25 protein-coding genes, 1 pseudogene and 1 riboswitch are annotated in these 23,609 nt (G+C 69.8%); of the genes and pseudogenes, 17 read left to right on the top strand and 9 right to left on the bottom strand.

From position 1 onward, the window contains the following. Positions 1-112 precede the first annotated feature (112 nt). The 4 genes and pseudogenes from E1267_RS03940 to E1267_RS47800 form a co-directional block, all read right to left on the bottom strand. The gene (locus E1267_RS03940) at positions 113-823 is read right to left on the bottom strand and encodes an alpha/beta fold hydrolase (protein WP_165959447.1); all 711 of its coding nucleotides are present in this window, start codon (positions 821-823) and stop codon (positions 113-115) included. An 88-nt stretch (positions 824-911) separates the two neighbouring features. Further along, on the bottom strand, positions 912-1,397 hold the full coding sequence (locus E1267_RS03935; protein WP_132329851.1) for a DUF3224 domain-containing protein: 486 nt from the start codon (positions 1,395-1,397) through the stop codon (positions 912-914). An 88-nt stretch (positions 1,398-1,485) separates the two neighbouring features. Continuing rightward, positions 1,486-2,121: a TetR/AcrR family transcriptional regulator gene (locus tag E1267_RS03930; protein WP_132329849.1), complete on the bottom strand. Its 636-nt coding sequence runs from the start codon at positions 2,119-2,121 to the stop codon at positions 1,486-1,488. A 220-nt stretch (positions 2,122-2,341) separates the two neighbouring features. Further along, positions 2,342-2,458: pseudogene (locus E1267_RS47800) on the bottom strand (hypothetical protein); the annotation flags it as partial. Positions 2,459-2,684: 226 nt separating this feature from the next. Here E1267_RS47800 and E1267_RS03920 point away from each other — a divergent pair. Further along, positions 2,685-3,122: a hypothetical protein gene (locus E1267_RS03920; RefSeq protein WP_132329847.1), complete on the top strand. Its 438-nt coding sequence runs from the start codon at positions 2,685-2,687 to the stop codon at positions 3,120-3,122. Positions 3,123-3,321: 199 nt separating this feature from the next. On the opposite strand, the gene E1267_RS03915 is transcribed toward E1267_RS03920, so the two are convergent. After that, entirely contained in the window at positions 3,322-4,119 is a 798-nt protein-coding gene (locus E1267_RS03915) for a hypothetical protein (protein ID WP_246063431.1), read from the bottom strand. Between the two features lie 524 nt (positions 4,120-4,643). Here E1267_RS03915 and E1267_RS03910 point away from each other — a divergent pair. From E1267_RS03910 to E1267_RS03870, 9 genes are all read left to right on the top strand, one after another. Next, positions 4,644-4,940 (top strand): hypothetical protein, encoded by a 297-nt coding sequence (locus E1267_RS03910; RefSeq protein WP_132329845.1) that lies wholly within the window; start codon positions 4,644-4,646, stop codon positions 4,938-4,940. Positions 4,941-5,166: 226 nt separating this feature from the next. Then, the gene (locus E1267_RS03905; protein ID WP_132329844.1) at positions 5,167-7,038 is read left to right on the top strand and encodes a hypothetical protein; all 1,872 of its coding nucleotides are present in this window, start codon (positions 5,167-5,169) and stop codon (positions 7,036-7,038) included. Beyond that, positions 7,035-8,492, top strand: a complete 1,458-nt coding sequence (locus E1267_RS03900) for a type 2 periplasmic-binding domain-containing protein (RefSeq protein WP_132329842.1) — start codon at positions 7,035-7,037, stop codon at positions 8,490-8,492. Before E1267_RS03905 ends, E1267_RS03900 begins: the two co-directional genes overlap by 4 nt. Next, a complete protein-coding gene (locus E1267_RS03895; protein ID WP_132329840.1) occupies positions 8,489-9,139 on the top strand; it encodes a hypothetical protein in 651 nt (216 codons plus the stop codon). Before E1267_RS03900 ends, E1267_RS03895 begins: the two co-directional genes overlap by 4 nt. A gap of 63 nt (positions 9,140-9,202) precedes the next feature. Beyond that, a complete protein-coding gene (locus E1267_RS03890; RefSeq protein WP_132329838.1) occupies positions 9,203-9,880 on the top strand; it encodes an ABC transporter permease in 678 nt (225 codons plus the stop codon). After that, a complete protein-coding gene (locus E1267_RS03885) occupies positions 9,873-11,057 on the top strand; it encodes a betaine/proline/choline family ABC transporter ATP-binding protein (RefSeq protein WP_281283584.1) in 1,185 nt (394 codons plus the stop codon). Before E1267_RS03890 ends, E1267_RS03885 begins: the two co-directional genes overlap by 8 nt. After that, a complete protein-coding gene (locus E1267_RS03880) occupies positions 11,054-11,830 on the top strand; it encodes an ABC transporter permease (RefSeq protein WP_132329834.1) in 777 nt (258 codons plus the stop codon). The genes E1267_RS03885 and E1267_RS03880 overlap by 4 nt, the downstream gene beginning before the upstream one ends. Continuing rightward, entirely contained in the window at positions 11,827-12,783 is a 957-nt protein-coding gene (locus E1267_RS03875) for a glycine betaine ABC transporter substrate-binding protein (protein ID WP_246063429.1), read from the top strand. The genes E1267_RS03880 and E1267_RS03875 overlap by 4 nt, the downstream gene beginning before the upstream one ends. A 38-nt stretch (positions 12,784-12,821) precedes the next feature. After that, positions 12,822-13,673, top strand: a complete 852-nt coding sequence (locus E1267_RS03870; protein WP_132329832.1) for an SDR family oxidoreductase — start codon at positions 12,822-12,824, stop codon at positions 13,671-13,673. 7 nt (positions 13,674-13,680) lie between these two features. Here the strand turns inward: E1267_RS03870 and thiC are convergent, their stop codons facing one another. Beyond that, positions 13,681-15,285, bottom strand: coding sequence for a phosphomethylpyrimidine synthase ThiC (gene thiC, locus E1267_RS03865; RefSeq protein ID WP_132329830.1), 1,605 nt, complete (start codon positions 15,283-15,285; stop codon positions 13,681-13,683). Beyond that, a riboswitch (TPP riboswitch) is annotated at positions 15,278-15,390 on the bottom strand. (Overlaps the previous gene by 8 nt.) Before the next feature lie 51 nt (positions 15,391-15,441). On the opposite strand from thiC, the gene E1267_RS03860 reads away from it, so the two are divergent. The 7 genes from E1267_RS03860 (at position 15,442) to E1267_RS03830 (ending at position 22,490) form a co-directional block, all read left to right on the top strand. Further along, positions 15,442-16,053: a class I SAM-dependent methyltransferase gene (locus E1267_RS03860; RefSeq protein ID WP_165959445.1), complete on the top strand. Its 612-nt coding sequence runs from the start codon at positions 15,442-15,444 to the stop codon at positions 16,051-16,053. A 38-nt stretch (positions 16,054-16,091) separates the two neighbouring features. Next, positions 16,092-16,439 (top strand): hypothetical protein, encoded by a 348-nt coding sequence (locus E1267_RS03855; protein ID WP_132329826.1) that lies wholly within the window; start codon positions 16,092-16,094, stop codon positions 16,437-16,439. A 9-nt stretch (positions 16,440-16,448) separates the two neighbouring features. Then, positions 16,449-17,285 carry a universal stress protein gene (locus tag E1267_RS03850; protein ID WP_132329824.1) on the top strand — a complete coding sequence of 279 codons (837 nt, stop codon included), beginning with the start codon at positions 16,449-16,451 and terminating at the stop codon, positions 17,283-17,285. An 83-nt stretch (positions 17,286-17,368) separates the two neighbouring features. Next, a complete protein-coding gene (locus tag E1267_RS03845) occupies positions 17,369-18,100 on the top strand; it encodes a hypothetical protein (RefSeq protein ID WP_132329823.1) in 732 nt (243 codons plus the stop codon). A gap of 126 nt (positions 18,101-18,226) precedes the next feature. After that, positions 18,227-19,750, top strand: coding sequence for a VCBS repeat domain-containing M23 family metallopeptidase (locus E1267_RS03840; protein WP_132329821.1), 1,524 nt, complete (start codon positions 18,227-18,229; stop codon positions 19,748-19,750). Next, a complete protein-coding gene (locus E1267_RS47110; RefSeq protein ID WP_342774769.1) occupies positions 19,644-20,324 on the top strand; it encodes an FG-GAP repeat domain-containing protein in 681 nt (226 codons plus the stop codon). Before E1267_RS03840 ends, E1267_RS47110 begins: the two co-directional genes overlap by 107 nt. Positions 20,325-20,354: 30 nt before the next feature. Beyond that, positions 20,355-22,490 (top strand): FG-GAP-like repeat-containing protein, encoded by a 2,136-nt coding sequence (locus tag E1267_RS03830; protein ID WP_132329819.1) that lies wholly within the window; start codon positions 20,355-20,357, stop codon positions 22,488-22,490. Positions 22,491-22,564: 74 nt separating this feature from the next. On the opposite strand, the gene E1267_RS03825 is transcribed toward E1267_RS03830, so the two are convergent. From E1267_RS03825 to E1267_RS03815, 3 genes are all read right to left on the bottom strand, one after another. Continuing rightward, positions 22,565-22,891 carry a hypothetical protein gene (locus E1267_RS03825; protein WP_132329817.1) on the bottom strand — a complete coding sequence of 109 codons (327 nt, stop codon included), beginning with the start codon at positions 22,889-22,891 and terminating at the stop codon, positions 22,565-22,567. After that, entirely contained in the window at positions 22,867-23,142 is a 276-nt protein-coding gene (locus E1267_RS03820) for a hypothetical protein (protein ID WP_132329815.1), read from the bottom strand. Before E1267_RS03820 ends, E1267_RS03825 begins: the two co-directional genes overlap by 25 nt. 183 nt (positions 23,143-23,325) lie before the next feature. After that, on the bottom strand, positions 23,326-23,609 hold a 284-nt coding region (locus tag E1267_RS03815; protein WP_165959443.1), incomplete at its 5' end, for an AIM24 family protein.

Raw genomic sequence — 23,609 nt, 5'->3', positions numbered from 1 at the left:
GTCTTGGCCAGGTCTTTCATACACGTGAGTCGAGGGCGGTCTCGCCGTCCGGAATGGGTTCCTTGGGCACCGGGTCGTCCAAGGAGCGGGCCTTCGCCCATGACCGGCGGAGCTACGCGCCGTCGCGCAGCACTCGGATCGCCACGAGCGCCTCGTCCCGGTTTCCCGCCGACTTCATCCACGCGGGCAGCCGCTTCAGCGGGCTCCGTGATCCCGCGGGCCGGGGCCGCTCACACAACGTCACGGCCACGTACGCCTCCAGAAACTCCAGATGAGCGACGTTGTACACCCACAACAACCCCGAGACCACGGCCCGCGCGGCGACAATCGGGCCCGAATCAAATACATGGCCGAAGAACGCCTCACCGTTGGCGATCACGCGTTCGCGCTGCTGGGGAGTAAGCCGGTCGAAGTTGTCGCCGAGCGTCTGACGGGCGTGCTCTTCCATCGCTGCGCGCGGATGGGACAGGTCGCGGGGAAGGGGCGGCTGTACGCCTCCCTCCAGCACGGAGAACAGCGGCGGCTCGTGGACGAGCGCCGGGGTGAGCAGTTCGGGGCGGTGTGAGAGCAGGTCCATCGCGATGAACGCGCCCAGGCTGCCGCCCCATACGGCCGCTGGGCCCGCGCCGAGGGATTCGATGAGCGCGGCGAGGTCGTTGGTGTGCCGGCTGATCGTGCTCGGCGAACGGTCATCGGATGACAGGCTGCTGCGGAAGTATCCGCGGCGGTCGTAGGTCACGGTGGTGTACGTGTCGGCCAGCAGAGACGCGATCGTCTCGACGTGAGTGGCGTCCACCCCGCCGCCGGGCACGAAGATCAGCACGGGGCCGCTCCCGCGGACCTCGTGATAGATCCGTGCACGCCGGTCTGGAGGTGTCCGGTACGGAAGTGGTCCGCTGCCGTTCGCGGGCTCATTGGTCGAACCAGTGCGTGAAGGTGTCCTCGGCCCGCCAGGTGCCATCCGGCTCCAGCCGGACGGTGAAGGCGCCGCGTCCGCGCAGCCCGGCCAGCTCGCCGGTGCCGGAGCCCGGCACCACGGTCCAGCAACCCTGTGCCGACCCGGGCCGTTCCCCGAAGCCGTAACAGGTCAGTACGAAACTGCCTGAGCGGCCATCGACCGAGCCGACGATGCGCTCGACCCCGGTGACGATCTGTGAGCCGTCGGGCTGGACGACGCGGACGTGGTCGGCGTGCCCAACGCCGACGATTCCCCCGCTGAACTGCTCCGTCATCAGCGTCGCGAACACTGCGGGGCCGCCCTCGACCTGCGGGCCGATGTCCAGCTTGTCCATGCTGAGCACCTGTACGGAGCTGGCGTGCGTGACGGCGTGCGCCGGCGGATGCTCTTCCTCGTATGTGGTGGGGCCTTCGGTCAGCCCACCCCAGGCGAAGGTCATGGGACCGTTCCCTTCCGATGAATCCTCGAAAGTCGATGTCAAACCAAACTGTTCAGTTTGATAGAGAGATAAAAAGGCATGCTCAGGGTCAGTCAGTGCTGACGGCGCGCAGGAACAGGTCCACGAGCCGCTCGACCCGCTCGCGGGGTGGCGCAGCCACCGGCTTGCCGGCTGTCGCCACGATGCCGTCGGGGAGGATGTAGGTCAACACACCGCCCACAAACATCCTGGTGGCCGCCTCCACATCCACGGCTCCGATCACTTCGTGATCGCGGGCGCGTTCCAGCAGTTCCGCGACTATGGGGCGGACGCCGCCGGTGATCGTCTGTGCCCACAACCGGCCGATCTCCGGCACCTGCGGCGAGTCGGCGATGATGACCCGCGCCAGCGCCAGGTAGTCGCTGTCGGTGAGGGCCTGCAGCACCTCGCACGCCAACGTCGTCAGCGTCTCGCGCAACTCGGACAGAGAGCCGGTCGGCCGCTCGGCGTCCAGCACCGCATGGTCCCGGTTCAGCCGTGACAGCAGTGTGTCGAGCACGTCCACCATGAGTTGCTCTTTGGTGCGGTAGTAAACGTACAGCGTCTGTTTCGACACCCCCGCCGCCTTGGCGATGGCATCGGTCGTCGCGCCTGCGAAGCCCCCGGCCAGGAAGACCCGCGTGGCACCCCGCTGGATCTGTGCCCGCTTGGCCCGGCTGCGCGCCGTTTCCTGACTCGCCATCATCTGACCTCCTGAACCAAACCGTACTGTTCAGTTTGATATGTGTCCAGCTCAGTCTGCGGATGGTGTGCCGCTCGAAAATTGAGTTACGTGGTCTCCGGCTCTCCTGCTGGACGCGCCGGAGTCCCGCCATCAATGCGACAGTCGGCGCTGCGCATCGGCAGCGAACACGTGGAGCTGGCCGCGGGCGCGTCAGCTGCGGTGCGGCCGTACGCCAGGTCTCCTGGATCAACCCGCCGCGGCCAGCGTCCCAGAAGCGGTGCTGCAAACCCTTGTCCGTGCCACGCGCCAGGACGTGTTGCTGGGCGCCGGCGAGGTAGGCGACCGATTCCCCGGCCACAGCCGTACCCCAGAGCGTGTCCGTTTCGCGGAGTCATTGTGCCGGGGCGCAAGAGGGGCCTGGAGACGTGCCCAGGGCAGCGCTGGTTCCATGAACGCGCCCGCCTGGCTACCGCATGAACCCGCAGCTCAGCTTACGAGTGGAGACTGCCATACCAGCGACGTACCTGCCCTATACCGGCCGTCTCTATGGTCGCTCCTGCAACTGACAGAAGGAGTGCACACACATGAAGCTCAGAGTGATGACCGGAGCTTTGGTGATGGTGGCCGGATTGGTCGTCGGTGCGCCGGCGGCCTCGGCGGACACCATCATCAGCGTCTCGGCGTGCAAGCAGAAGGACCACCTCTTCACCAAGACGATCACGGGGGCGCAGCTGAGCGGCCTCTTGAGGCGGAACTGCACGGTCCGGTACGCCAGCGGCACAAGCATCGCCGGGCGGGACTACCTCGCCATCAGCACGAAGGACACCAAGTGCGATAACTATGGGCCCAACTTCATGTCCGGCGCGTGGTTCGAAGCGAAGAACAACAACGGCTGCCGCGGAGCCTGGAAGACCACCAAGGCGGCAACCGGCCACACGTCGGGGAGGAAGTTCACGTACATTCTCCAGACGCGGAACGGCAAGAAGATCGGCGCAACGACCGGTTTCGTCAATTTCGGGTAGGGGTCGTGTAGCGCAGAGCAGTGAGGGCGGGTGGGGTTGATCGCCGCGCCGCACGCACGAAATTGACCATCACAGGCCGGGCTGTCGGCTCCAAGGGCACGATGGCCGGCGAGCCGGTCGATCAGGCGTGCACCCGTCGGGTCGGGCGACGGGGCCGAACAGCTCGGGCCGGGTGCGGCGTCTCGCGCGCCGCGTGGGGTTATCGCAGGGCCTCGTGGGCGGAGTCCACGCTCCGCCGCAGAGCCTGCTCCAACTGGCCGGCGTCGGCGGCCAGTTGCTCCAGCTCAGGCACCGCGAACGTGTCGGCCCCTGTCTCGGCCACCAGTTCCTCGTACGCGTGCGCCTCTCCACGCAGTTCCTCGATCTGGTGGCGGGCCATGTACGCGCGCTCGGCCTCGGCGACGTTGGTCGCGTACCGTTCCAGAGCCTCGACCCGGGCCAGCACCGCCGCCTCGCTGCTGTTCAGCGCCTGCGCCATGGGTTCGGCCACGGCCTGCGCGCCGGGCGTGAGGCCCGTCGAGACCACCTTCTCGTGCTTGGTGCGCAGCGCCGACAGCTTGGCCAGCAGACGGGCGATCTCATACTCCTGCGCCGGCAGCATCACCGCGTTGCGCACGTCGTCGAGCAGGCCCTCGGCATTGACGCGGGAACCGCTCACCGTGGCGATGGCGTGCCGCGCGCGGACCAGGAGACGGGCGGCGGGCTCGTCGAGGTCGCCGGTGAACACGTAACGGCCCTCATACCAGCGCAGCTGCGCGAACGCCTCCCGCTCGAAGCCGTGGTCCTCCGTCTCGTCGGAGGATCGGCGCCTGCGGTCGATCAGCATCATCAGCAACGGAACCATGGGCAGACCGAGCAGCAGCATGGCGAGCCCTGGCTGCATGATGCCAAGGCTCATCAGCACGCCGAAGGTCGCCGCCGGCCCGAACGTCGCGAGCATCCAGTACTGCAGACCAGAAGACGGTCGCCACAGCTTGGGGTCCCATCCCTGCCGCATTCTGACCAGGACAGGCCCGCTCCTCCTGAGCACCCGAGCGTCCTGCGGCGGTATTTCGGGATCGACGATCACATCCGCCACGGCACCGAGTCCTCGCTCAAGCAGGAGAAAACGCCGAAGTTGCCGAGCCCGCCGGGGTTGGTCAGCGCGGACCCGGTCCGCGCGGGAGGAGTTCTTGTCGGCACCTTGCTCCTGTCGTTGATCAACCGGCCGGACTGCTCACACCATCGCCGACGATCAACTACCAGGCCCCGCCATGGACGGAGCCCGCACACGCAACGAGTTGAGACCCCAAGCAGAAGGATGCTTCTTCGCTGTTTCCCTCGCCGGCGGATGCCGGTCCCGTCCGTGTGCGCCCCGGCCGGTACATACTTCTCAAAGTAAGCAGAGCAACGGTGGTGGGCCCGTATGGCGATCGGCGCTGTACGGGCCCGGCACCGGGAAAATGGCGGCGAACGAAGAAGTCAGCGCAATTCGGGTGGTCGGCTCAGCAGTTTGCGACGCGGTCGAAGGTGGCGCCCGGAGTGGAGGTGCTCGTGTATTGTTCGCGCACGCTGAGCTCGACGCACGAACTGTCCGGCCCGTTGTTCCACACGACCTTCACGTCGTACGTGAACGCGCAGTTGTTCTGCACCGTGGCCCAAGGGGTGACGAGCGAATTCTTCCCGGCTATTTTCTCCACACAGCTCGCCATGACCGTGTTCGTGGATTGCGCCTGCGCGCCGCCCGCCCCGCTCACGAGAAGGAGTGCGGCGCCCGATGCCACGGCCAATGCCCTGCAGGTTCTGTTCATTTTCTCCGTACCTTTCGCATGGCAGTAGTGGAAAGGTAGCAGGGGTAAAGCGGATCGCGGCCGTAAGAGCGCTCTCAGGATGCCGGACCCGTTCTCGTTGGCGGGTGGCGGCGCACGGACGTCGTCGCGGCTTTCCCGTCATGCCCGTACGCGACCCGTTACCGGGCCGGTTCGTTGCCGTAACAGTCCTGCACGCGCCGCAGAAGCGGATTAGGCTTCACGTATCCCCCTGTTTCATGAGGGCACCCCTTCACATGAGCGAAACACAGCAGGACGAGCCGGCTGCGCCGCCCCCGTCGAGAAAGGCGCAGATCGCCGCAGCGGTGCAGACGGCGCTGATCGGTGCCCTGGCCGGCGCGTTCGTGACGTGGATCTCCGCGCCGTGGCTCGGCCTGTTCGCACGCCAGCCCCTCCACGTCCAGTTGTGGGTTTCCCTGGCCGTGGGGAGCGCGCTCGGCGTCGTCGCGCTGATCCCGGTGTTGCGCGACCTCATCCAGCGGCACCCGGACAAGGTCAGGACGGCGCTGTGCGTGCTGGCGGGCGCGGCGGTGGCCACCGGGGTGTGGACCGTGATCCGGACGGCCGCCGCCGACGACCAGTGCCCGGCGCCCGCGGAGCTGCGGCTGGTCACCGCCTCCGAGAACGTGGCTGAGCTGACCGCGCGCACCCGGACCTACGTGCGCGAGCACCAGACGGAGGACGGCTGTCCCGTGGTCAGGATGACCGTGGGGGCGGCGCCGCCTCCCATCCATCTGCGTGACGCGTTCGACAACGGCTGGGAGTGGCGGGAGGACCGCCGCGACCAGCCGTACGCCCGCCTCTACGACCTGCAGCCGGACGCCTGGGTCGCCTCTTCCGCGGCCGAGGCGGACGAGCTGCGGGCGGGTCAGCTGCGCTCGCTCAGCGCCCGCAAGCGGGAGGACACGGTGGGGCGGGACCAGCTGGTGCTGGCGATGTCCGGGAAGCGGAGCGAGGAGCTGGACACGTACATGGACAATCCGGACGACTACTCGTTCGGTGAGGTGTGGGACACGCTGACGAACACGATGGGCATGACCATCGCGCGGCCGTTCCCCGAGACGTCCGTGGCGGCGCTGATCGGCACCCATGACGTGTTCCACGACCGCGGGCTGCCCGAGTCCCGCTATCCGAAGGCCGAGCAGGAGCTGGTGGAGGACGGGCTCGGCGCGGACACCGTGACCTCGCTGCTGTGCGAGTTCGACCGGCTCGCCGACAGGGCGGATGGTGGCGATCCGAAGATCGCCCTGCTGGTGCCGGGGCACGGCGTGGACGACTACAACGCGGACCGGGTCGAGGGCTGCGAGGGCACCGGTGACAGCGCGCCCCTCGTCGCCGTACGTCACCACGACCTCAGCACGCTCGACTACCAGTTCGTCAAGGTGTCGTGGCCGGACCAGCGTTCGCCCGAACGCGCGAAGCTGGTCGAGCACTTCGGCGCGTGGTTGCGGACCCACCCGCTCTTCCCGAACGCGCCGGGGCCCCGCGACAGCGAGCTCGGCCTGCGGGAGCTCGGGCAGCTGAGGAAGCTGGTGCTGGACGAGCTGCGCCCGCAGCTCGGCCTGCGGCTGCTGGTCGACACCTCGGGATCTGCGGACCGCCCGGTACGCGTCCAGGCCGCCGAGGCGGTGCGGGCCAACAGCAGGCTGCTCGGGCCGCGCGACAAGGTCGAGGTGTTCGGCCTGCACGCGCTCACGAGAAACGGTCCCGCCGAGGTCACGCGAATCGCCGCCGAGAGCACCAGGGAGCAGCTCGGCGCCGTGGCCGCCGGCATCGAGAGCACCGCGTTCGACCGCTGGGACGCCCCCGCCTCCGCCGGGCTCTCCCGGCTGGGCGCGGGCGACGAGGCGGTGGCCGCGCCGGTGGTGCTGCTGACCGACGGCAGGTTGTTCGACAACGAGGGCACGGGCGACGCCGCGCACGTGATCGCGCGGGCTCTGAAGGACGCCGAGACGGTTTCCGGCCTGTACGTGGTCGTCTTCGGCCAGGACGAGTGCGCCGTGAGCGCGCTGCCGGACACGGACAAGCCCTATCGCTGCGTGACGGTGGGCGAGGGCGCGGACCAGGCGCTCACCCGGGCCATCATCACGGTGCGGGGGTGGCGATGACGGCATGGCTGCGGCCGCGCCTGCGCAACCGGGCAGGCCGGCTCGGGAACGTCAGGCTCAACAACGTGGTGGCGGCCTGCTGCGGGGCCCTGCTGATGGTGCTGCTCCTCGCGTGGCAGGCCGCCATGTCCGCCGGGCCGTCCCAGCCCGCCATGCCCCGGACGACCATCTCGCCGCCCACGGTGCCCGCGACGCCGCTGGAGAACTGCGGCGGCAACGACGCCCAGCTGGTCGTGGCCACCGGCGACGACGTCAGCACGGGCAGCGTGCGCCGTGAGGTCATCGAGGAGTGGAACGACCGGTTGAAGCCGCCCGCCGACCCCCGCTCCAAGCTGCTGGAGCTGTCCGGCAGCACCGACGTGCGGCGGGCCCAGATGGCGGCGCTGGCGCAGGCGGGCAGCTGCGCGTACGACATCCTCGTGCTCGACGTGGCGTGGGTGACGGAGTTCGCCCGGCACGGCTACATCCAGCCGATCGACCTGGACGATCGGGACAACCGGTTCCTGACCGGTCCGCTGGAGGCGGGGCAGATCGACGGCGAGCAGTACGGCGTGCCGTTCGCCGCCGACGCCCCGCTGGAGTTCCGGCGGCTGGACCGGCGCTCCGGCGGCTACCTGCTGCAACTGGACGACAACGAGATGGGCACCGTCAACTTCCTGGAGACGATCGAGCTGGGCGGCGGGAAGGTGCTCGACGGCGACGACAGGACCGCCATCGTCCTCGGCCACGCGCGCGACGACGTGTGGCGGGCGCTGACCTCGCCGACCCGTACGCTGTCCGGCACGGAGGAGAGCGCGGTCGTGTTGCGCGAGTCGTTGCAGATGGACGAGGACGCGAGCGTCGTGGCCTTCAAGGAGAGCGAGGCCGGCGGGCAGCCGGTGGCCTACATGCGCAACTGGCCGATCGCGTTCCACCAGTTGGCGAGCGACCCGCGCATGCGTGACTCCGGCCGGAAGCTGCGCTTCGACGTGCACGCGCCAGCGGCGCACGGCGGCGTGCTCGGCGGGTCGGTGCTGGCCGTCTCGCGGCACATCAAGCCGGCCAAACTGGCTCCCGCCATGCGCCTGATCAACCGGCTCACCAGCCCGGAGGTGCAGGCCACGTTGTTCGCCTGCGGCGGTTACTCGCCTGTTCTGTCCGAGGTGTACGAGCGGTACGAAGGCGGCGGCGGCCCGTCGTGCCGGCGCCAGGACGGCTCCGACATCACCAATCCGAGCCTGGACGAGCTGTCGAGACTGGCGACGGAGACCAAGGAGTCGATCGAGCGGGCCAGGCCGCGGCCGAAATCGCCCTACTATGCCCAGTTCAGTGAACTGTTCCGCCGGTGTGCCAGGGGCGTCTGGGAGAACAAGGTCTCGCGGGAGACGTTCTTCGCCTCCGCCGGCGCCCTTGAGGGGGCGCTGAACGGCCGCGTACAGGACGATCGCCCGCTCTGCGGGAAGGACGGCATGTGACAGAGGCATCGATGACGGCGGGACCGTGGGACCGTCCGCTCGGGAAGCTGATCGTGCGGACCGTCATCTGCGTGCTCGTGGCGGCCGGGCTGGCGATCTTCGCGGGCGGGCCCACGTGGGGCGCGGTGGGGCCGGCGATCGGGTTCATGGCCGGCTCGTTCCTGGCCGGCCTGCTGACCGGGCAGGCGCTAGGGCTGTCCGCGGACCCGGAGCGGCGCGTCGGGGTGGTCATGGTGGTCCATCTGGCGCTGCAGGAGCTGATCCGCCTGGGCCTGGTGCTCTGGTCCGGGATGAGCGCGGTCGACGCCGCGTGGATCGGGCTGCTGACGTGGAGCGTCGTGCTGCCGCTCGGGCTGCTCGGGCTCAGGCGTCTGTCCACGGTCGAGCGCGGGCCGGAGGAGAGGCCCGAGCCGGCTCTGGGACCGGTGAGCGTGCTGGTCAGCGGCGGGATGATCGCCAAGGCGATGGCTCCTTGGCTGCTGGTCGTGTGGAGCCCGCCGCTGGTCCTGCTCACGTTCGCGGTTTTGGCGGGGGCGGGCCTGATGGAGCGCGGAGCGGAGCGCAAGCAGGTGTTCTCAGCCGCCGCCGGTTATCTGCTCATGGCCCTGGCGCTGGTTCTGTGGCTCTCACCCATGGGACAGGTGTGACTAAGGGGACAAAGGTTCCGGTTGTGAGGTTTGGTACTTCGAATACCGGTAAGTACGTACTCGATGACCCTGTGGGAGTACGTCGAGGACCGATGGGACCTCATCCTCTTCGAGACGGCGCAGCACGCGAGCATGGTCGCCCAGTGTGTCCTGGTGGCGGCCCTCCTCGGCGTGCTCATCGGCGTGGCCACCTACCGGCGGCCGCGGCTGGCGTCGCTGGCCACCGCCTCCTCCGGGGTGTTGTTCACCGTGCCGTCGCTGGCCATGCTCGGCCTGCTGATCCCGGCGCTCGGGCTCGGGGTGGCGCCCAGTGTGACCGCGATCGTGTTGTACGCGCTGCTGCCGATCATCCGCAACACCGTCGTCGGCCTGCAGGGCGTCGACCAGCTGGTGGTCGACGCGGCGCGCGGCATCGGGATGAGCAGGCAACGGTCGCTGACCAGGATCGAGCTGCCGCTGGCCTGGCCGGTGATTCTCACGGGCATCCGGGTGTCCACACAGCTGGCCATGGGCATCGGGGCGGTGGCCGCGTACGTCTCAGGGCCGGGGCTCGGTGAGCAGATCTTCTCCGGGTTGGCCCGGCTGGGCGGGGCCAACGCGGTCAACTCCACGCTGACCGGCACGATCGGGGTGGCCGTCCTGGCGCTGCTGTTCGACGGCTGCTTCGTGCTGCTCGGCAAGCTGACCAGGCCCGAAGGCCCGCTGAGCCGCCGCTTGACCACAGGAGGTGTCCGTGGCTGACCAGAGCACCTCCGGCGTGCCGATCGAGCTGCGCAAGGTGACCAAGGTGTTCCCGGGCAGCGGCGAGCCGGCCGTACGCGAGCTCGACCTGAACATCCCGGCGGGCGAGATCGTCGTGCTGGTCGGGCCGTCCGGGTGCGGCAAGACCACCACCATGCGCATGATCAACCGCCTGATCGAGCCGACCTCCGGCGACATCGTCATCGACGGCCGCAGCTCCCACGACATCGACCCCGACCGGCTCAGACGCAACATCGGGTACGTCATCCAGCAGGCCGGCCTGTTCCCCCACATGACGGTGGCCGCGAACATCGCCCAGGTGCCCAAGATGCTCGGCTGGGACCGCGCCCGCATCGCCGAGCGCGTCGACGAGCTGCTCACCCTGGTCGGCCTCGACCCCGGTCAATACCGCGACACCTTCCCGCGCCGGCTCTCCGGCGGCCAGCAGCAGCGCGTCGGCGTCGCCAGGGCGCTGGCCGCCGACCCGCCCGTGCTGCTCATGGACGAACCGTTCGGCGCGCTCGACCCCATCAGCCGCGAACGCCTCCAGGACGAGCTGCTCGGCCTCCAGGACGACCTGGCCAAGACGATCGTCTTCGTCACGCACGACATCGACGAGGCGCTGAAGATCGGCGACCACATCGCCATCATGAAGGCGCCCGGCCACATCGTGCAGTACGCCAGCCCCGCCGAGATCCTCACGAACCCGGCCGACGACTACGTCGAGCAGTTCCTCGGCGCCGGCTCCTCGATGCGGCTGCTGCGCCTGACCAAGGTGGGCGACATCGAGGTGGACCAGGTGCCGTACGCCTCGGAGGACGCCGACGCGGCCGAGGTGCTCGCCGAGATCGAGCGACACGGCCTGGACTACGCCCTGCTCACGGACGGGATGCGGCGGCCGCTGCGCTGGGTCGGCGCCGAGCATCTCCAAGGGCTCACGGGCCCGGTCGGCTCCGCCGGCGACCCGATCACCGGCACCCTCCACCACCGGATGACGCTGCAGGACGCTCTGGAGGCGCTGCTCAACGCCGACAACGACGTGGTGCCCGTGGTGGGCAGGCGGCGGGCGTACGCGGGGGCGCTGTCGCTGAGCACCGTGCAGAACGCGATCCAGGCGATCAAGATCAGGGAGCGCGAGCGCCGCCTGCACCGCGGCGAGACCGGGGCCGGCCGATGACCGTCTCCACGGCAGTCCCCGACGAGACCACCAACCCGGAGCCGCGGCTCGGCCGCTCCTGGCACATCGTGCTGCCGCTCCTCTGCTACCTGGCTGTGGGCGCGGCCATGATCATCTATACGCAGTCGGTGCCGCTCGACGGCATCGAGCGCGGCTCGCTCAACCTGCCCTACATCTTCGGCCGCACGTGGGAGCACATCCAGCTGGTCTTCTACTCGACCGTGCTGGTGCTCGTGGTGGCGCTGCCGCTCGGCATCCTGCTCACCAGGGGCACCCTGCGCCGGGCGACGCCGTTCGTGCTGACGCTGGTCAATGTGGGCCAGGCCACCCCGGCGGTGGGCCTCGTCGTGCTGTTGGCGGTGCTCTTCCAGATCGGCTTCTGGACGTCGGTCGCCGCCCTGTTCGCCTACAGCCTGCTGCCCACGCTGCGCAACACCATGGTCGGGCTGCAACAGGTCGACTGGCGGCTGATCGACGCCGGCCGGGGCATCGGCATGTCGGCGGCCAGGGTGCTGTTCAAGGTGGAGCTGCCGATGGCCGCGCCGGTCATCCTGTCGGGCATCCGGACCACGCTCGTGCTGAGCGTCGGCACGGCCAGCATCGCCGCCTTCATCGGCGCGGGCGGGCTCGGCGACCTGATCACCACGGGTGTGAGCACGCAGCGTAACCTTGTGCTGGTCACCGGATGCGTGCTGATCGCGGTGCTGGCCCTGATGATCGACTGGGTGGGCGGGCTGGCCCAGCGGGTCCTCGCCCCGAAGGGGCTGTCGTGAGAGCGTTCCTGGCCCTGCTGCTCGTCCTGGTGATGGCCGGGTGCGGGCTGCGACCGGCGTCGTCGTTCGTGCCGCCGGTCGAGCCGGCCGACATCCAGCCCATCCCGTCGCTGGAGGGCACACCGATCCGGGTGACGTCCAAGGAGTTCACCGAGCAGCTCGTGCTCGGCAAGATCGCGGTACTGGCCCTCACCGCCGCCGGCGCCGACGTGGCCGACCAGACGAACGTGCAGGGCAGCGTGAACGCCCGCGCCTCCCTGACCCGCGGCGACGCCGACCTGATGTGGGAGTACACCGGCACCGGCTGGATCACCTACCTCGGCCAGACCAAGACGCTGCCCGACCCGCAGGCGCAGTACGTCGCCGTTCGCGACCTCGACCTGCGCGAGAACGGCATCGTCTGGCTGCCGCCCGCGCCGCTGAACAACAGCTACGCCATGGGCGTCACGCGGGCCACGTCGCAGAAGTGGGGCGTGAAGACGATCTCCGACCTCATGAAGATCCCGGTGAACGAGCGTACGTTCTGCGTCGACCACGAGACGTTCGGCCGCGACGACGGTTTCCTCGGCATGCTGAAGGCGTACGGCATGACCTACGGCAAGGAGGTCCCGCGGGCCAACGTGCGCCGGGTGTCGGTCGGGGTGCTCTACAACTCCGTCGCCAGCGGCCAGTGCGCCGCCGGCATGGTGACCACGACCGACGGCCGCGTCCAGGCGCTCGACCTGGTGCTGCTGGAGGACGACAAGAAGTTCTTCCCCAGTTACAACGCCGCGGTGACGATGCGGCGCGAGCTGGCCGACGCGCACCCCGAGATCGCGAAGATCTTCGCGCCCATCAGCGCCAAGCTGACCGACGACGTGATGCGCGGTCTCAACGCCAAGGTCGACGTGGACGGCGACGTGCCCGCCCTGGTGGCGCGCGACTGGCTGCGGGACGAGGGATTCGTACGGTAAGGGCGTTAACCCTGCCCTTTCGGGGGCAGCCGCTGGGCATGTCGCAAACACCACCCGCCCAGAACCAGCCGTACCCGGGCCGTACGGGAGAGATGGCCCCCGAGCCGCGCGACGAGATGCGCGACTACGTGGGCCGTGACCTGCTGCACGGCAAGAAGGCGTTGATCACCGGTGGCGACTCGGGCATCGGCAGGGCGGTCGCCGTGGCCTTCGCCAAGGAGGGCGCCGACGTCGCGATCGCGTACCTCAGCGAGCACGAGGACGCCGCGCACACCGGCAAGCTGATCGAGGCGGCCGGGCGGCGCTGCGTGCTCCTGCCCGGCGACCTCGCGGACCGGGAGCACTGCGCCTCCGTCGTCGAGCAGACCGTGGCCGAGCTGGGCGGCCTCGACGTGCTGGTGAACAACGTGGCCTACCAGGCGCCCGTCGACGGCCTGGAAGAGCTGACCGACGAGCAGTGGGAGCACACGTTCGCGGTCAACATCCACAGCTACTTCCGGGTCATGAAGGCCGCGCTGCCCCACCTGCGTGAAGGCAGCGCGATCATCAACACCTCGTCGATCAACGGCCTGCGCGGCAACAAGACGCTCATCGACTACTCCGCCACCAAGGGCGCCATCAACGCCTTCACCTACTCCATGGCCCAGAACCTGGTCGACCGCGGCATCCGGATCAACGCCGTGGCTCCCGGCCCGGTCTGGACGCCGCTGATCCCGGCGACCATGCCGGAGGAGAAGGTGGACTCGTTCGGCGGGAACGTGCCCATGGGCCGGCCCGCCGACCCGGACGAGATCGCCCCCTCGTACGTGTTCTTCGCCTCCGGCCGGATGTCGTCGTACTACACGGGTGAGGTGCTGGCCCCGATCGGCGGGGAGACGCTCCCCGGTTGATCCCGGGTCAGTCCGCCATCGGCAGGTAGACCCTGCCTCCGCGCCTGGTGAACTCGGCCGCCTTCTCCGCCATGCCGGCCTCGATCGCCTCCTGCGTGTCCAGCCCGTGCTCGTCGGCGTAGCGCCGTACGTCGTGGCTGATGCGCATGGAGCAGAACTTGGGCCCGCACATGGAGCAGAAGTGGGCGGTCTTGGCCGGCGCGGCGGGCAGGGTCTCGTCGTGGAACGAGCGCGCCGTGTCGGGGTCGAGCGACAGGTCGAACTGGTCCTCCCAGCGGAACTCGAAGCGCGCGTCCGACAGCGCGTCGTCCCACGCCTGCGCGCCGGGGTGCCCCTTGGCGAGGTCCGCCGCGTGGGCGGCGATCTTGTACGTGATCACGCCGGTCTTGACGTCGTCCCTGTTCGGCAGGCCGAGGTGCTCCTTGGGGGTGACGTAGCAGAGCATCGCGGTGCCGTACCAGCCGATCATGGCGGCGCCGATGCCCGAGGTGATGTGGTCGTAGCCGGGGGCGACGTCGGTGACGAGCGGGCCGAGGGTGTAGAACGGCGCGTCGTCGCAGAGCTCGCGCTGCAGGTCGACGTTCTCCTTGATCTTGTGCATGGGCACGTGCCCCGGGCCCTCGATCATCACCTGGACGTCGTGCGCCCGCGCGATCGTGGTCAGCTCGCCGAGCGTGCGCAACTCGGCGAACTGGGCCTCGTCGTTGGCGTCCGCGATCGAGCCGGGACGCAGCCCGTCGCCGAGGGAGAACGACACGTCGTAGCGGGCCAGCAGCTCGCACATCTCGTCGAAGTTGTCGTACAGGAAGCTCTCGCGGTGGTGCGCCAGACACCAGGCCGCCATGATCGAACCCCCGCGCGAGACGATCCCGGTCTTGCGGCGGGCGGTGAGCGGCACGTACGCCAGCCGCACGCCCGCGTGCACGGTCACGTAGTCGACGCCCTGCTCGCACTGCTCGATCAGGGTGTCGCGGAAGACCTCCCACGACAGCGCCTCGGGGCGGCCGCTGACCTTCTCCAGCGCCTGGTAGATGGGCACGGTCCCGACCGGCACGGGCGAGTTGCGGATGATCCACTCGCGGGTCTCGTGGATGTCGGGCCCGGTGGACAGGTCCATGATCGTGTCGGCGCCCCACCTGGTGGCCCAGGTCATCTTCTCGACCTCCTCCTCGATGGAGGAGGTGACGGCGGAGTTGCCGATGTTGGCGTTGATCTTCACGAGGAAGTTGCGGCCGATGATCATCGGCTCGGTCTCGGGGTGGTTGACGTTGGCGGGGATGATGGCTCTGCCCGCGGCGACCTCCTGGCGTACGAACTCGGGGGTGACTCCCTCCCGGACCGCCACGAACTCCATCTCCTTGGTGACGATCCCCCGCCTGGCGCAGCCCACCTGGGTCACGGGCGCGCCCGCCGCGCGGCGCTCGGCGATCCACGGCTCGCGCGGTCTCGCCAGCCCGCGCCGCACGTCGGTCTCGACGTACGGGTCGGTGTACGGGCCCGAGGTGTCGTAGAGCGTCACCGACGACCCGTCGGTGAGGTTCACCTGGCGCTTGGGGACGCGGAGGTCGCCTTCGTAGATCTTGGTAAAGGTGGGGACGCGCGCGTCGGTCATCGCGCAAACTCCCTTCGCCGGCATTACCCGGGGCAGGTTCTGGCGGTCGGCGGCTCTCAGCCGTCCTCTCAGCCCGGTCTGCACCGGGCTCCCGCGTTGGACGGCCGTGATCGTACCCACGCCTGTGCCATGACGAAACATGACATCATCCGCAAAATGGAAGATCCCACGTCAACGACCACGGCCGCCTACGACCACATCGCCTCCGACTACGCCGCCCGCACCGAGCACCCCGACGACGCCCTTCAGGCCTTCAGGCGGCGCTTCGCCGAGGCCGTGCCCGCCGGCGCGACGGTCGCCGACCTGGGATGCGGGCCAGGAAGGGACGCCGCCTGGCTGCGCGAGCGCGGGCTGCGGGTCGTCGGCGTCGACCGCTCGGCCGCGATGGCGCGGCTCGCCGCCGCCCGCGGCGTGCCCGCCGTACTGGGAGACCTGCGCCGGCCCTCCGTGGCCCCCGGCTCGCTCGCCGGCCTGTGGTCGGCCGCGGCCCTGCTGCACGTGCCCGCCGCCGACACCGAGGCCACACTGCACGCCTGGTGGACGGCCCTGCGACCGGGCGGCGTGCTCGGGCTGAGCACCTCGGCGGGCGACACCGAAGGATGGGAGGAGCTGCCGCGCGACACCGGCCGCCGCCGCTGGTTCGCCCACCGCGACCCCGGCACGCTCCTGCGCCTGCTCGGCGCGGCCGGATTCGAGACCGTCGAACACGGCCTGAACCGCGCCGAACGCACGTGGCTGAGTGTCCTGGCGACCAGGCGCGAGGTTTGACGACCGCCTCCAGCGGTACCAACCCCATCAGGGGGACTATGAAAAAGATCGCCGCTGTCGCAGGACTCGTGCTACTGGCCACGTTCGGCGTCACCGCCGCCCACGGCGACGGTACGGACCAGCACGAGGTGAGTCAGGAACAGTACGAGACCCTGCTCGCCCAGTGCAGCTACGCCGGCACGGGCAAGGCGCGTTGCCGCTCGACGGTCAAGGAGATCTACCGCATCGGCGCCGAGGACACGAAGCTCGACTGCCGTACGTACGGCGGCGTGTCCGTCTGCGGCACGCTCAAGCTCAGCCAGGCCGAGCGGGCGTGCATACGCGACTCCACGGAGGGCGGCATCTCGTTCCGCCGCGCCGAGGTGGAGTGCTACGCGTCCTCCTGAGGAGCTGCCGTGATCATTGTGGGAGTCGATGGCTCACGCGCCGGGCTGGAGGCCGCCGGCTGGGCGGCCAGGGAGGCGGCGCTGCGCCGCGCGCGACTGACCGTCGCGCACGCGGTGCCGCGGTGGGTGTGCGACGAACTGTCCGCCCGCTACGCCGAGGTCGCCCGGTGGATGCGCGACGAGGCGAACTCGGTGCTCACCGCCGCACGCGACCGGGCGCTCCGCGAACGCCCCGCCATCGTCGTCGAGACCACCCTGCTCCCCGGCGACCCCCGCACGGCGCTGATCAAGGCCGCGGAACAGGCCGAACTCCTGATCGTCGGCAGCCACGGCATCGGCGGCGTACGCGGGCTGCTCGTCGGCTCCGTCGCCCACGGGGTCGCCGCCCACGCCCGTACGAACGTCGTCGTGGTCGGCGAACGGCCCGCGACACCGTCGCGCGGCGAGATCGTGGCCGGCTTCGACGGCTCCCCACCCAGCCTTCGGGCGCTCGACTTCGCCCTCGCCGCGGCCGGGCTGCGCGAGGCGCGGCTGCGGGTCGTGCAGGCGTGGGCCTGGCCGCGGCCCGGCGGCTTCCCACCGGCCGACCCCGACACCGAGCAGCACACCCTGCAACAGCTGAAGGACCAGTTGGCCGAGCGCCAGGAACGGCACCCGGACATCGACCTGGTGCCCGAGCTCGTGCACGGCCATCCCGTCGAGGTCCTGAAGGAGGCGGCCGAGGGCGCCGACCTGCTCGTCGTCGGCTCACGCGGGCACGGCCAGCTCGCCGGCATGCTGCTCGGCTCGATCAGCCAGGCCCTGCTGCACCACTCGCCGTGCCCGCTCGCGGTCGTACGGGCCTGAAAGCCACGTCCGGCCCGTCTCCCCCGGCCGTCTCCCCCGGCAGGGGGAGGCTCCGGACGCGCGGCCCCCGTAGCCTGGCCGCCATGAGACCACACCTCCAGCCGGCCCTGCTGACCGCGGGTTTCGCGGGGGCCGCCGCCCTGGCGCTGGTGGCGCCGGGGAACCTGGTCATGCGGCTGGCGTTCGGCAAGCTCGACGACCCGGCGCTCGGCCCGCAGCTCCTGCTCACCGTGCTCGGCCTGCTGCTCGCCCTGGCCACCGTGCGCTACGGCACCCGCCCCCGCGGACCCCGGCCCGACGGAACCGTACGCCCTTCGCCCTGGGCCAGGGCGGCGACCTGGGCGGCGGCCGGCGTGCCCGTGCTGGGGTTCTCCGTACCGCACCTGCTGTGGGGGCTCGGCGTGCCGTTCGGCGTGGCCGGACCTTCGGCGGCCGGACTCGCGGACCTGAGCGGATCGCCGGTGTACTGGGGGCTGCTCGTCGCGGGGCCGGTGGCGGGGGGCCTGCTCACGCTCGGGCTGATCAGCCGGTGGGGGCAGATCGTGCCCGGATGGGTGCCGTGGGCCGGGGGCAGGCGCGTACCGACCGGCCTCGCCGTCGTCCCGGCCGTGGCCGTCGGGCTGCTCGTCGGCCAGTACGGGACGATGATGACGGGTTGCCTCGCTTTCGGCATCACCCGTACGTGCGCGCCCGAGGGCGGCGCCGACGTTCTTGACGGCAGTTGGGCGTTCGCTGGGACATATCCGATTTTTCTGGCGTGGGGCGTGTGCCTGCTCGGCGCCGCCATTGGATATGTCCACACCCGGCGCCTTTAGAGCGACAAATGAGACCTAATTGACAAATAGTATGAAATATCCGATATAACGGCGGTATAGAGGGCCTAAGTAGGTTTCCCACCCGGCAGCGGGCGACGGCGTCCGCGACCGAGCGAAGGGAAACCCATGCGGCGGTTATCAGGCACCGGCAGAGCTCTCGCCGGACTGGTCACGATGGCGACGATCATCGCGGGCACCGTGGTAGCGACGTCCTCCCCGGCCGCGGCGGCGGCCCCCGATCTCCAACTTCCCTTTCCCTGCGGGCAGAAGTGGCGCCTCGACACCTGGGGTCACGCTCCCGCGCTCGACATGGTGAAGGAGCCGGATCAGCACGGCACCGACGGCGCCACCCTGGTCGCCGCCGCGGCCGGAACCGTGAACGAGTCCCGGTGGCTGGACAGCAGCGGCTGGTCCGTACAGATCGACCACGGCGGCCGCTACCACACCACCTACATCCACCTGAAGTCCAAAGGCATCGCGGCCGGGACCAAGGTGAAGCGCGGGACCGTGATCGGCAAGGTCGGCGCCAGCGGCAGCATGTCCAACAACCATCCGCACCTGCACTTCGAGCTGGGCTACGACGCCAACGGCGACGGGCGCGCTTCATGGGGGGACGGCGGCGAGAAGGTCCGGCCGACCTTCAACGGCGTCACCTACGGGCAGGCCAACAGCCGCACCTGGCGCAACGTGGAGAGCCACAACTGCGGAGGCTCGGACGAGCCGGATCCGCCGAGCCTGTTCGGGGCCGACTTCAACGGTGACGGCATCGGCGACATCTTCGCCACCGGAACCGGCAGCCTGACCATCTGGAACGGCAAGGGCGGCAACAACTTCACCCCGCCGGACGTGGTCGGCGCGAACTGGAACACGTACAGCCGGCCCATCGGCGGCGACTTCAACGGCGACGGCAAAGGCGACCTGGCCGCCATACGCGACGGCACCCTCCACATCTGGAACGGCAAGGGCGGCAACAAGTTCACCCCCGCCGAAGAGGTCGGCTCCGGCTGGTCCCACCTGGCCAGGACGCTGGTGTCCCTCGGCGACGTCAACAAGGACGGCCGTACCGACATCGGCGCCGTCGACCCCGACGGGGTGCTGTACGTCTGGAACGGCAAGGGCGGCAACAACTTCACCTCACGCGACCGCGTCGGATCCGGCTGGACCGGTTACGGCCGTCCCGTCGGCGGCGACTTCAACGCCGACAAGATCGGCGACATCGCCGCCGTCGACACCGACGGCGTGCTGCACATCTGGAACGGCAAGGGCGGCAACAACTTCACGCCCGCGGTGAGGGTCGGCTCCGGCTGGAACCGCGCGCTGGCGAGCACCCTGATGTCGCTGGGGGACGTCAACGGAGACGGACACACCGACCTCGCCGGCCGTCCAGGACGGAACCCTGTCGATCTGGAACGGCAAGGGCAACAACAAGTTCGGCCCCGCAGAGCCCACCGGCCCCGGCTGGACACCGCACTTCCCCGCCGAGTTCGGCGCCGACTTCGACAGCGACGGCGTCGGCGACATCTTCGCCACCGGAACCGGCACCCTGAACGTCTGGAACGGCAAGGGCAGCAACAACTTCACCCCCGCGGATCCCGTCGGCACGGGATGGGCGGACGTCAGCCGCCCCGTCGCCGCGGACTTCAACCGTGACGGCATCGGCGACCTGGCCGCCGTACGCGACGGCACCCTCCACATCTGGAACGGCAAGGGCGACAACAAGTTCACCCCCGCAGAGGCCGTCGGCCCCGGCTGGGAGGACCTCGCCGCCACCCTCGTCTCCCTCGGCGACGTCAACGGCGACGGCCATCCCGACCTCGCCGCCGTCGACACCGAAGGTGTCCTGCACATCTGGAACGGCCAGGGCAACAACAACTTCCACCCGCCGGTCCGCGTCGGCTCCGGCTGGACCGGATTCAGCCGCCCGATCGGCGGCGACTTCAACCGTGACGGCATCGGCGACATCGCCGCCGTCAAGGACGGAACCCTGTCGATCTGGAACGGCAGAGGCCACAACAAGTTCACTCCCGCCGAGGCCGTCGGCCCCGGCTGGACGGATCTCGCCCACGCGCTGATGTCGCTCGGCGACGTGAACAACGACGGCCAGACCGACCTCGCCGCGATCGACCCCGAAGGTGTCCTCCACGTTTACAACGGCCGTGGCGGCAACAACTTCGATCCGCCTGTCCGGATCGGCCCCAACTGGAACGAACACTTCCCCCGCTGATCCCGCCCCGCCCATCGACAGGAGCACGCCATGTCCTCGTCAACTCTCCGCGGCGCCGCCACGGCGGCCCTGGCCGCGCTCACCATCGCCTGCTTATCCGCGCCGGCGCACGCCGTGGACCCGCCGACCGAGCCGCCGACCGGCGACATCACTCTCCACGACGTCACCGTCCAGTGGGACACGGCCCCCTGCGACCCTGACGGGACGACCGGTTCCGACGCCACCATCGCCTCGCAGTTGAACGGCGTACTCACCGGCAGGCTCGACGGCCACATGACCGCGTACAAGGTCTCGTGCGCCCGCATGGTGGTGAAGGCGGTCCGCGACCGCGGCATGCCGAAACGAGCGGCCGCGATCGCGATCACCACCACGATCGTCGAGACGAACATCGAGAACGTCAGCGAGATGGTCGACCACGACAGCCTGGGCCTGTTCCAGCAGCGTGGCTCGTGGGGCAGCGCCAAGAACCGACTGAACCCGACCTGGGCGACCAACGCCTTCCTCGACAAGATGGTCAGGCTCTACCCGAACAACTCGTGGCAGTCCGCGCCGGTCGGCGAGGTGTGCCAGGCCGTCCAGGTCTCCGCGCACCCCGACCGCTACCAGCCGCAGGCGAGCGACGGCCAGAAGATCGTCGACGCGCTCTGGACGGCTTCCGAACGGCCGAACCTGCACGGGGCTGACTTCAACGGCGACGGCGTGAGCGACATCTTCGCCACCGGTACCGGAACGTTGACCGTCTGGAACGGCAAGGGCAGCAACAACTTCACCCCCGCCGACGCGGTCGGCGCCAACTGGAACACGTACAGCCGGCCCATCGGCGGCGACTTCAACGGCGACAGGATCGGCGACCTGGCCGCCGTACGCGACGGCACCCTCCACATCTGGAACGGCAAGGGCGGCAACAAGTTCACCCCCGCGGAAGAGGTCGGCTCCGGCTGGTCCCACCTGGCCAGTTCCCTGGTCTCGCTCGGCGACGTGAACAAGGACGGCCGTACCGACATCGGCGCGGTAGACCTCGACGGCGTGCTGCACATCTGGAACGGCAAGGGCAGCAACAACTTCGCCCCCGCCGACCGCGTGGGGGCGGGCTGGAACAGCCTCTCCCGCCCCGTCGGCGGCGACTTCAACGGCGACGGCATCGGCGACATCGCCGCCGTCGACCGTGACGGCGTCCTGCACATCTGGAACGGCAAGGGCAGCAACAACTTCACCGCCCCCGACCGCGTCGGCGCCGGCTGGACCCGCCAGTTCGCGCGCACCCTCATGTCCCTGGGCGACGTGAACGGCGACCGGCACTCCGACCTCGCCGCCGTCGACGGCGCCGGCGTCCTGCACCTGTGGAACGGCAGGGGCAACAACAAGTTCACCCCGGGCGATCCCATCGGTCCCGGCTGGGCGCCGCACTTCCCCGCCGAGTTCGGCGGCGACTTCAACGCCGACGGCATCGGCGACATCCACGCCACAGGCACGGGCACCCTGCACGTCTGGAACGGCAAGGGCAGCAACAACTTCACCCCGGCGGTCTCCGTCGGCACGGGATGGACGGACGTCAGCCGTCCCGTCGCCGCCGACTTCAACAGCGACGGCATCGGCGACCTGGCCGCCGTACGCGACGGCACCCTCCACATCTGGAACGGCAAGGGCGACAACAAGTTCACCCCCGCAGAGGCCGTCGGCCCCGGCTGGGAGGACCTCGCCGCCACCCTGGCCTCGCTCGGCGACGTCAACCGCGACGGCCACGCCGACCTCGCCGCCGTCGACACCGAAGGTGTCCTGCACATCTGGAACGGCCAGGGCAACAACAACTTCCACGCACCGGTCCGCGTCGGCTCCGGCTGGGGCGCCTTCACCCGCCCGGTCGGCGGCGACTTCAACGGCGACGGCACCGGTGACATCGCCGCCGTCAGCAAGGCCGACGGCTTCCTGCACATCTGGAACGGCAGGGGCAACACCAAGTTCACCCCCTCCGACGCCGTCGGGCCGAACTGGGAGGATCTCGCCGCCACGCTGATGGCTCCCGGCGACCTCAACGCCGACGGTCACACCGACCTCGCGGCCATCAACCCCGAGGGCATCCTCACCCTCTGGAACGGAAAGGGCGACAACAAGTTCGGTCCGGCGGTCACCATCGGCCCCAACTGGAACGAACACTTCCCCCGCTGACGACACCTGGGGGCCGGGGACGTCGCTCCCGGCCCACCGGGTCATGACCGCACGCCGTAGCGGGACACGCTTCTTCAGGTGTCGGTGGACGCGTGCTGCCTGCCGAGCGACAGATCATGCCCTTCCGCGAAGGCCCGCCGACACAGGCCGTGGCAGAAGCCGTACAAGGTGCCCTGGTGGACGAGGGTAAGAGGCGCGTCGAGATCCACGCTCATGCCGCAGATCGGGTCGATCAGCTTGCCGGACTCCTGGGCGGGCACCTCACGACCGGGCGCCACGTCACGGTACGGGCGCGAGACGAACTCGGTGAGATCCACGCTGTCCATGACCCTCCCGAGGATCCCGATGCCGCCCTCGGTGATGCCCCCGACGAGGATCACGGCGTGGGGTTCGCGGCGCACGCTTCGGGATCGCGGCCGGCGTCCCGCTCCGTCCCGCCCAGGACATCGGTGATGGCGGTCACCATGTGCTCGCACACCTCCTTGCGCCACGACGCCGGGACCGTGACGCGTACGACATAGCGCGGCGGAGCCGCGGCATCCGTCGCCGGGCGCTGACCGAGGACCCAGGTGGCCGGCTCGTGCACGAGCACCTGCATGATCAGCCGTTGAGCGTCGACGATCTCGATGGCGTGACCGTCGTCCTCGACCATCAGCGTGTCGACGAGCCGGCGCCCCAGCGCCTCGCGTTCGTTCCCGCTGGGAGCCCCTCCTCCACCATGCCCGTGAGGGGTATACGAAGCATCCGGCGGGCGGAGCGTTTCTCCCCTACCACGAGGGAAGTAGGCCGGCACGGACGTGCGACGCCACCCGTAGCCGTCCGGCCCTCCGCCGGGCTAGGAGGCCTGCACCACGGGAGCGCCCTCGCTGGCCTGCACCAGCACGAACCCCTGCCCCTGGAATGCCAGCTGCATGGCCTCGCCACTCCCCCGTCCGATCAGCGCGCCAGCCTTCATCGTCCGGTTCACGCCCACGTGCAGACTGGTGCTCCAGCACACGGCCGACTGGCCGTCGGCGTACGTCGGCATCTGCGCGGCGTCCAGCAACACCGGCGTCCCGTGCGTCGTCACCGCCACCCACCCGGTGCCGTTGATCGTCGTGTTGAACAGCCCGCCCGCCG

Origin of the sequence: Nonomuraea longispora, from assembly GCF_004348345.1 — a bacterium.
Classification (GTDB): Bacteria; Actinomycetota; Actinomycetes; order Streptosporangiales; family Streptosporangiaceae; genus Nonomuraea; species Nonomuraea longispora.
This window is presented reverse-complemented; position numbering and strand designations above follow the sequence as displayed.

Coding starts and splice junctions, on each gene's coding strand:
- E1267_RS03935 (WP_132329851.1), bottom strand. CDS start 1,397: ATGACCTTCGCCTGGGGTGGGCTGACCGAAGGCCCCACCACATACGAG.
- E1267_RS03930 (WP_132329849.1), bottom strand. CDS start 2,121: ATGATGGCGAGTCAGGAAACGGCGCGCAGCCGGGCCAAGCGGGCACAG.
- E1267_RS03920 (WP_132329847.1), top strand. CDS start 2,685: ATGAAGCTCAGAGTGATGACCGGAGCTTTGGTGATGGTGGCCGGATTG.
- E1267_RS03915 (WP_246063431.1), bottom strand. CDS start 4,119: ATGCGGCAGGGATGGGACCCCAAGCTGTGGCGACCGTCTTCTGGTCTG.
- E1267_RS03905 (WP_132329844.1), top strand. CDS start 5,167: ATGAGCGAAACACAGCAGGACGAGCCGGCTGCGCCGCCCCCGTCGAGA.
- E1267_RS03900 (WP_132329842.1), top strand. CDS start 7,035: ATGACGGCATGGCTGCGGCCGCGCCTGCGCAACCGGGCAGGCCGGCTC.
- E1267_RS03890 (WP_132329838.1), top strand. CDS start 9,203: ATGACCCTGTGGGAGTACGTCGAGGACCGATGGGACCTCATCCTCTTC.
- E1267_RS03880 (WP_132329834.1), top strand. CDS start 11,054: ATGACCGTCTCCACGGCAGTCCCCGACGAGACCACCAACCCGGAGCCG.
- E1267_RS03870 (WP_132329832.1), top strand. CDS start 12,822: ATGTCGCAAACACCACCCGCCCAGAACCAGCCGTACCCGGGCCGTACG.
- thiC (WP_132329830.1), bottom strand. CDS start 15,285: ATGACCGACGCGCGCGTCCCCACCTTTACCAAGATCTACGAAGGCGAC.
- E1267_RS03860 (WP_165959445.1), top strand. CDS start 15,442: ATGGAAGATCCCACGTCAACGACCACGGCCGCCTACGACCACATCGCC.
- E1267_RS03855 (WP_132329826.1), top strand. CDS start 16,092: ATGAAAAAGATCGCCGCTGTCGCAGGACTCGTGCTACTGGCCACGTTC.
- E1267_RS03845 (WP_132329823.1), top strand. CDS start 17,369: ATGAGACCACACCTCCAGCCGGCCCTGCTGACCGCGGGTTTCGCGGGG.
- E1267_RS03840 (WP_132329821.1), top strand. CDS start 18,227: ATGCGGCGGTTATCAGGCACCGGCAGAGCTCTCGCCGGACTGGTCACG.
- E1267_RS03830 (WP_132329819.1), top strand. CDS start 20,355: ATGTCCTCGTCAACTCTCCGCGGCGCCGCCACGGCGGCCCTGGCCGCG.
- E1267_RS03820 (WP_132329815.1), bottom strand. CDS start 23,142: ATGGTCGAGGACGACGGTCACGCCATCGAGATCGTCGACGCTCAACGG.